The organism is Pusillimonas sp., from assembly GCF_035515275.1.
Taxonomy (GTDB): Bacteria; Pseudomonadota; Gammaproteobacteria; order Burkholderiales; family Burkholderiaceae_B; genus Pusillimonas.
Window position 1 is genome coordinate 1 of record NZ_DATJBQ010000108.1, and the last position, 7647, is coordinate 7647.

Here is a 7647-nt window from a genome sequence, read left to right on the forward strand (position 1 = left end):
TTTCGGGCGTTGGCGCGAGAGCCGGGCGCCCGTAGAAGGGAGCCCGAAGGGGCGGACGATACGGGCAGGCGTGCCGAAGGCCGAGTGCCTCCGCCCGAAAAAGACCTGCCCCACAGCGCAGGAACGTCTTAAGAGCCAGCAGCGCAATGAATTAAAAGCAGGAACGTCTTAAGAGCCAGCAGCGCAATGAATTAAAAGCAGGAACGTCTCAAGAACCTGCATCGCAACGAATTAAAAGCAGGAACGTCTCAAGAACCAACAGCGCAACGAGCCGTCAACCAAACAAATCCGGCGTACCAGCACCCGCTGAAGACGGCGCAGCCAGGCCCAGGTGTCGCCAGGTCGTTTGCGTGGCAATTCGGCCGCGCGGCGTGCGTTGCAGGTAGCCGTGTTGGATCAGATACGGCTCGATCACGTCTTCGATCGTGTCGCGTTCCTCACCGATGGCGGCGGCCAGACTGTCGACGCCTACCGGACCCCCGTCGAACTTGTGGACAATCGCTTCAAGCAACTTGCGGTCCATCACGTCCAGACCTTGCGGGTCGACCTCGAGCATGGCCAGGGCCGCGCCCGCGGTGGGGGTATCGATGCGGCCGTCTGACTTCACCTCGGCATAGTCGCGTACACGGCGCAACAGACGGTTGGCGATGCGAGGAGTGCCGCGCGAGCGGCGGGCAATTTCTGTGGCCCCTTCGGGCGTAATAGCTACGTTCAGCAAGTGCGCACTGCGCGTGACGATGCGGGCAAGTTCCTCAGCGGTGTAGAACTCAAGTCGCGAAACAATACCGAAGCGGTCGCGCAGCGGATTCGTAAGCATGCCTGCGCGGGTAGTGGCGCCTACAAGGGTGAACGGTTGCAGGTCAATCTTGACGCTGCGGGCGGCCGGCCCTTCGCCGATCAGGATGTCGATCTGAAAATCTTCCAGTGCGGGGTAAAGAATTTCTTCGACCACCGGTGAAAGGCGGTGGATCTCGTCGATGAACAGAACGTCGTTTCGTTCGAGGTTGGTCAGCAGTGCAGCCAGATCGCCCGGGCGCTCTAGCACCGGGCCGGAGGTTTGGCGCAATTGGACACCCATTTCGTGGGCCACGATATGGGCCAGTGTGGTCTTGCCCAGCCCGGGCGGGCCGAACAGCAATACATGGTCAAGCGACTCGCCACGCTTTTTTGACGCCGCGATGAAGATCTCGAGTTGTTCGCGCACGCGCTGCTGGCCTACGTACTCTTCAAGCAGCTTCGGGCGCAGGGCGCGCTCGATGGAGTCTTCGTTGGGCGAGGCGCTGCGCGGTGTGACGATGCGTTCGACGGGAACGGCGCTGGAGAGCGAGTCGGAATGAATGGCCATGTGCGTATGCGTAGCGGAAAACAGAACAGGGATGAAGGCAAAGACCATCGTACACCAGCAATGCCGGGCAAATGGAGGGCATGGTGGCGGCGAGCATTGCAATCTGCATTGACCAAAGGCTCTGGCAACCGTTTCAGGCTACGCGCTCAGCGCGAGCAGGGCAGGCCACCGGCCTTGCAATACGGGTTGCGGCACCACCGGTTAACCGAAGGGCTTCATCGGGATAGTGCTTTCAGCGCTAGTCGAATGCCTTCAGCAACCTCCACCCCTTCGGGCAGGGCCTTAAGCGCCGATTGTGATTCGCTGCTGGAATAGCCCAGCGACAACAAGGCGTTCAGAATGTCTTCGCGACCCGAAGACGGACGCGCGGCATCCACCCCCAGGTCGGCCCCGATTTTGCCACGCAACTCAAGCAGCAGCCGTTCGGCGGTTTTCTTGCCGATGCCCGGAACACGGGTCAGCAGACCGGTTTCCTGTTGGGTAATGGCGCTGGCAAGGTCCTGAACCGACATGCCCGACAAAACCGCCAGGGCGGTGCGGGCGCCGATGCCGGTTACCTTGATCAGTGCGCGAAAGGTCGAGCGTTCCTGGGCGGTCAGGAACCCGTACAAGGTGTGGGCATCTTCGCGAACGGAAAGGTGCGTGTGCAGCGAGACCTTGGCGCCGCTGTCGGGCAGGTCGTACAGCGTGCTCATGGGTACGTCGATTTCGTAGCCGACGCCCCCCACATCGATGCATACGGTGGGTGGGGTTTTTTCCAGCAGTGTGCCGGTGATGCGTCCTATCATTGACTGCGTCCTTGCAAAGCGGCCTGACAGCGGCCGCGTTCGGGGTTAACGAGCCTTAGCCGGTCAGGCGGCCTGCGCGTAGCCGAAGGCCGCGCTTGGCGGTCAGGCCGGCTGTCTGAACCAGTTTGTCGGCCAGCGGGCCGATGTGGGCGTGGCAGATGGCACAGGCCAGGGCGTCGGCGGGGTCTGCCGCCGGCAAGCCGTTCAGGTGCAGCAAATGCTTGACCATTGTCTGTACTTGCTCTTTGGCGGCGTGGCCGTTGCCGACAACCGACTTCTTGATCTGTAGTGCCGTATATTCGTGAACCAGCAGCCCCTGGTCAGCCAGCGCGCACATGGCGGCGCCCCGTGCCTGGCCCAGCAGCAGGGTCGAGGTGGGGTTGGTGTTGACGAAAACTTTTTCAAGCGCCGATACCGTGGGGGAGGTCTCTTGTACAACCTGCCGGATATTGTCGAGAATGACCTTCAGGCGTTGGGCCAGCGGCTGGTCGGTGGGTACCAGAATGACACCGCTGGCAATGTACTGAAGGCGCGAGCCCTGGACATCGATCACGCCGAAGCCCGTGCGTCGCAGCCCGGGGTCGATGCCAAGGATTCTCATTAGTGACGGAAGTGCCGAACGCCGGTCAGCACCATGGCTATGCCGCGTTCGTCGGCGGCGGCGATGACTTCGTCGTCGCGTACGCTGCCGCCGGGCTGTATGACGCAAGTGGCGCCGGCTTCGGCCACCACGTCCAGACCGTCTCGGAAGGGGAAGAAGGCGTCAGAGGCCACGGCCGAACCGCTAAGGCTGAGCCCGGCATTGGCCGCCTTGATCGAGGCGATGCGGGCCGAATCGATGCGGCTCATTTGGCCGGCACCGACGCCCACGGTCATTCCTTGCGACACGAACACAATGGCGTTGGACTTAACGTATTTGGCCACATGCCAGGCAAACATCAGGTCTTGCATTTGCTGTGCGGTGGGTGCCTTGGCGGTAACGACCTTAAGACCGGCGGGCGTAAGCTGGTGGTTGTCGGGCGATTGAACCAGCCAGCCGCCGCCCACACGCTTCACGTCGTAGGCGTTAACGCCCTGGCCGGCGGGAATCTGAAGCACGCGCACGTTCTTCTTGGCGGCAAACACTTCAAGTGCTTCGGCATCGTAGGCCGGGGCCAGCAGGACCTCGACAAACTGCTGCGAGGTAATAGCCTGCGCCGTGGCTACGTCGACCGGCCGGTTGAAGGCGATAATGCCGCCGAAAGCCGACGTGGAGTCGGTTTTATAGGCCTTTTGGTAAGCCTGCTCGGGCGTATCGGCCACCGCCACACCGCAGGGGTTGGCGTGCTTGACAATGACACAGGCGCAATCGGGCAAGGTGCGTACGCATTCCCAAGCAGCGTCGGCGTCGGCAATGTTGTTGTATGAAAGTTCTTTGCCTTGCAGTTGGCGCATGCTGCCCAGCAACCCGGCCTGCACCGGCCGGTCAACATAGAACGCGGCCGATTGGTGCGGGTTTTCGCCGTAGCGCAATGCTTGCTCTTGGTGAATCTGCACGGTAAGCGTGCGGGGCCATTCGTTACGCGCAGCGGCGGTTTCCTGCTTGGGTTCGGCCTCGGCCAGGCTGGTCAGATACGAAGCGATGGCACCGTCGTACGAAGCGGTATGCGCATACACTTTCGAGGCCAGCTCCAGGCGCAGCCCATACGAGGGGACACCTTGGGGGCTGTCTATGCCGGCCAGCACGCGGTCGTAATCAAGGGGGTCAATAACGACTGTGACACCACCTTGTGGCGTGCCATGGTTTTTGGCTGCGGCGCGCAACATGGCCGGACCGCCGATGTCGATGTTTTCAATGGCATCGGCAAAGCTGCAATCGGGCTTGGCGATGGTTTCACGAAAGGGGTACAGGTTGACCACCAGCAAGTCGATGCGGTCAATGCCGTGTTGTTCTAGGGTTTGCAGGTGCTCGGCGCTGTCGCGGCGTGCAAGCAGGCCGCCATGAATTTTTGGATGCAGTGTTTTGACCCGGCCGTCAAGAATTTCTGGTGAGCCGGTGTGCTGGGCCACCTCGGTTACGTCAAGGCCCGACTGCATCAGCAGCTTGGCCGTGCCGCCCGTGGAAAGCAGGCGCACGCCGCGCTGGGCCAGCGCCTGGGCAAATTCAACAATACCGGTTTTGTCTGAAACCGAAAGCAGGGCGGTTTGGATCTTCATGCGAAAAGACTGATAAGGGAAGAGAAAGAATTCAGGGTTGGATGTCGTGCGCCTGCAGCTTCTTGCGCAAGGTGCTGCGGGTGATGCCCAGCATCTCGGCGGCCCGCGACTGATTGCCGTGTGCTTTTTCGAGAGCGACTTGCAGTACAGGACGTTCGACGCATCGCATGACCATGTCCAGAATGTCGTGGGGCTGGGAATCGCCCAGATCGGAGAAATAGCGGTCGAGGCTTTCGCGCACGCACTGCTCTAAGGGGTTGATAACGCTCATAGTGGAAATGGATATGTTTTTATATGTTTGCCCTGCTTAAGCCGCCAGGGCTGCAGGTGCGCCGCAGATCGGCTTGTTGGACGGTTGTTGGTCAAACCATTGTTCGAGCGCGCGAATCTGATCGGCGGTCTGTTCCGCCTGGTTGATGCAGGTTATCAGAGTTTGCGCGCCGGGCATATCGGCAAGGTACCAGCCGATATGTTTGCGCGCGGAACGCACGCCGGTAAATTCGCCGTAAAACCTGTAATGGTCTTCGAGGTGCTCGAGCAGGAAGACACGCAGTTCGCCAAAGCTGGGCGCCGGAAGATGGGTTTCAGTTTTTAGAAAATGCGCGATCTCGCGAAAGATCCAGGGTCGGCCTTGTGCGGCACGGCCAACCATTACGGCATCGGCATGGGTGTACTTTAATACGTATTGGGCTTTTTCGGGGGTATCGATGTCGCCGTTGGCAATAACAGGTATGTCGAGCGCCTGCTTTACCTGGCGAATGGTGTCGTACTCGGCCTGGCCGTTGTACATGTCGGCGCGTGTGCGCCCATGCAAGGTCAGGGCGGCAATGCCCAGGTCTTGTGCAATCAGGGCGATGCGCAAGGCGTTGCGCGAGTCGGCGTCCCAGCCCGTGCGGGTTTTTAAGGTAACCGGCACATCGTATGGGCGGCAGGCTTGCACGACGCTGCCAACGATGCGCGCCACCAGTGTTTCGTCGCGCAACAGGGCTGAGCCCGAGGCGACGTTGCACACTTTTTTTACCGGACACCCCATGTTGATGTCGATAATGCGTGCACCCTTGCCAATATTGAACACCGCTGCTTCGGCCATCATGGCGGGGTCGGAACCCGCAATCTGCACGGCGATGGGTTCTGATTCGCCCTGGTGGTCGAGCCGCCTTGACGACTTCACGCTGTTCCACAGACGCGGGTTGCTGGCTGCCATCTCGGACACGGCATAACCTGCGCCCAATCGTTTGCAAAGCTGACGATATGGGCGGTCGGTAACCCCCGCCATGGGGGCGACGAAAACCTGATTGGGAAGTTGCCATTGGCCGATGCGCATGGGGCGATTTTACCCTACGGGTTTTACGCCGGCTTGCCCTTAGCTGCGAAGCCCCTCGAGCAGATGCCGGGCCAGCGGCGCACGAAGATGGCGGCTGGCGTCCATGGCCAGCAGGCTCAGGCCGCACAAGTGCTCGACAAGCGGATTGCGGGTGGCGAAGATTCGGGGCAGGAAGTCAGTAACGCCCGATGTCAGCCATCGGTCGGGCCGGCGCTGCATGCTGAAGCGGCGCAGCAGTGCTGCGGGGTCGTCGGTGGGGTGATGCAGCCAGCCGCCAAGCGCATGCGTCAGTTGGGCGGCATCGCGCAGGCCCAGGTTCAGGCCTTGACCGGCAACCGGATGCAGGGTTTGTGCCGCGTTGCCTATAGCCAGCGTGTGCGGGTCGAGCAGCAAGGGGCCTGCGTTCAGCGCCAGCGGGAACACATGGCGCGTGCCCGCCGGCGCGAGCCGCCCGAGGCGGTCGCCAAAGGCTTGTTGCAGCTCAAGTGCAAAGCCCGCTTCATCAAGCTGCAGCAGCGCTTGTGCACGGTTTGGCGCGCAACACCACACCAAGGCGTAGCGGCCTTGGCCCAAGGGGTGGGGCAATAGGGCCAAGGGGCCCTGGTTGGTGAAACGTTCGTAGGCCCAGCCACTTCGCGGGCGATCGGCCTGAATGGTGGCCAATACAGCGTGCTGGTTGTAGGCGCGCTGTACGCCGCCGGGTGGAGAGCCGTCTGAGCGAATGCGCAGCCGGCCATGCACAGGCCGGTCGTCTGCCGATCGCCATTGCGACGGTTTGTGGTCGCCGGGCGCCGCGGCTTCAAGCAGGATGACCCCGCTTTGCGATACCGCCGCAAGCAAGGTTTGTTGCAGCGTCGAATAGGCCACTACGCTGCCTAATCGGGGCACCCCGAGCTCTTCATGGGTGATCAGGGTGCGCCCGAGCCGCCCGCGCTGCGACACATGGACCGTGTCGATGCTTGCAGAATGTGCGGGCCATGCGCCCAACGGTTCGAGCAGTGCGCGGCTGCCGTGATTCATCGCCAGCGTACGTGGGTCATTCGTGCCTTGTTGGGGCAATTGATCGCCCGAGGTCACATTGCGCCCCAGCAGCGCGATGCGCTGGGGCGCAGGCGAGACCTTGGCCAGCAATAGCGCCAAGGCGGATCCAACCGGCCCCGCGCCGGAGATGACAATATCGAATTCGGGCGTAAGCATGATCTTTGGCCTGGGTTTACTACAATGCAGGCCAGTGTATGTATTGGGGCGCAGGCCCTGTGGAATTAAAGGACAGATATGGCGACGAGTCGTTCGGGCGCACGCATTGGGCCCAGCCCGACCAGCCACCGCAGCAAGGTCATTGTAGCGCTGCTGTCGGCGCTTCTAGGCGTGTTCGGTGCGCATTGGTGGTACCTGGGGCGCCGCTGGGCATGGTTGGTGACGCTGACCTCTTGTGTGCTGATCGTGCTGGCTCAGCTTTACCCCGTGTGGTGGGACAACCCCCCGTTCCTGTTGCTGATCATTCCGGTAACAGCCGGCTTTATCGAGGCGCTGGTTTTTTCCCTTAAGCCAGATGCCTGGTTCGACGCTCGCTACAACGCGGGGTCGGGTCGTACCACCCGCACAGGCTGGGCGCCGGTGCTTATCGCGATCTTCACGACCTTGCTGGGCAGTTCGGTCTCGCTGTTCGGCATCGCCCTGATAGTGATGCATGTGTACAAGGCCTTGGGCTGGCTGGACGGATACGTGCTTTAGTGGTGTTGTTGACGACGCACAAAACCAGCTTTTGTGCGGTCTGCAGGCCCTTTGGCCTTGTGGAACCCACCTGAAAAAAGCTAGAATGCAGGTCTTAAGGTTTTATGGAGGCTAGAAGCGGTGAATTCCGACTCAGGCGATGGCAATAGTCGATTGTGTATCGACAGCCACTTGGCTGAACCAGGCAAAGGAATAATTTAAAACCCGCGGGTTCATACTTTTACACCCACCGGTTTTTCGCTTTTTAGCTTTTTCCTGCG

The 7647-nt window shown here is 61.1% G+C and carries 8 protein-coding genes; 1 reads left to right on the forward strand and 7 read right to left on the reverse strand.

All coding sequences use genetic code 11. The features are described 5' to 3' along the window. Nucleotides 1-274: 274 nt before the first annotated feature. From ruvB to VL003_RS08165, 7 genes are all read right to left on the reverse strand, one after another. Nucleotides 275-1345, reverse strand: coding sequence for a Holliday junction branch migration DNA helicase RuvB (ruvB, locus tag VL003_RS08135; RefSeq protein ID WP_325441373.1), 1071 nt, complete (start codon nt 1343-1345; stop codon nt 275-277). Between the two features lie 215 nt (nt 1346-1560). Continuing rightward, nucleotides 1561-2133: a Holliday junction branch migration protein RuvA gene (gene ruvA / locus VL003_RS08140; RefSeq protein ID WP_325441375.1), complete on the reverse strand. Its 573-nt coding sequence runs from the start codon at nt 2131-2133 to the stop codon at nt 1561-1563. Between the two features lie 55 nt (nt 2134-2188). After that, on the reverse strand, nt 2189-2734 hold the full coding sequence (ruvC, locus tag VL003_RS08145; RefSeq protein WP_325441377.1) for a crossover junction endodeoxyribonuclease RuvC: 546 nt from the start codon (nt 2732-2734) through the stop codon (nt 2189-2191). Continuing rightward, nucleotides 2734-4329 (reverse strand): bifunctional phosphoribosylaminoimidazolecarboxamide formyltransferase/IMP cyclohydrolase, encoded by a 1596-nt coding sequence (purH, locus tag VL003_RS08150; RefSeq protein WP_325441379.1) that lies wholly within the window; start codon nt 4327-4329, stop codon nt 2734-2736. Before purH ends, ruvC begins: the two co-directional genes overlap by 1 nt. Nucleotides 4330-4360: 31 nt before the next feature. Then, a complete protein-coding gene (locus VL003_RS08155; RefSeq protein WP_325441381.1) occupies nt 4361-4600 on the reverse strand; it encodes a helix-turn-helix domain-containing protein in 240 nt (79 codons plus the stop codon). A gap of 36 nt (nt 4601-4636) precedes the next feature. After that, on the reverse strand, nt 4637-5653 hold the full coding sequence (dusB, locus tag VL003_RS08160) for a tRNA dihydrouridine synthase DusB (protein WP_325441383.1): 1017 nt from the start codon (nt 5651-5653) through the stop codon (nt 4637-4639). A gap of 39 nt (nt 5654-5692) precedes the next feature. Beyond that, the gene (locus VL003_RS08165; protein ID WP_325441385.1) at nt 5693-6850 is read right to left on the reverse strand and encodes an FAD-dependent monooxygenase; all 1158 of its coding nucleotides are present in this window, start codon (nt 6848-6850) and stop codon (nt 5693-5695) included. A gap of 78 nt (nt 6851-6928) precedes the next feature. Here VL003_RS08165 and VL003_RS08170 point away from each other — a divergent pair, with 78 nt between their 5' ends. Next, the gene (locus tag VL003_RS08170; protein ID WP_325441387.1) at nt 6929-7387 is read left to right on the forward strand and encodes an NINE protein; all 459 of its coding nucleotides are present in this window, start codon (nt 6929-6931) and stop codon (nt 7385-7387) included. Nucleotides 7388-7647: the final 260 nt, after the last annotated feature.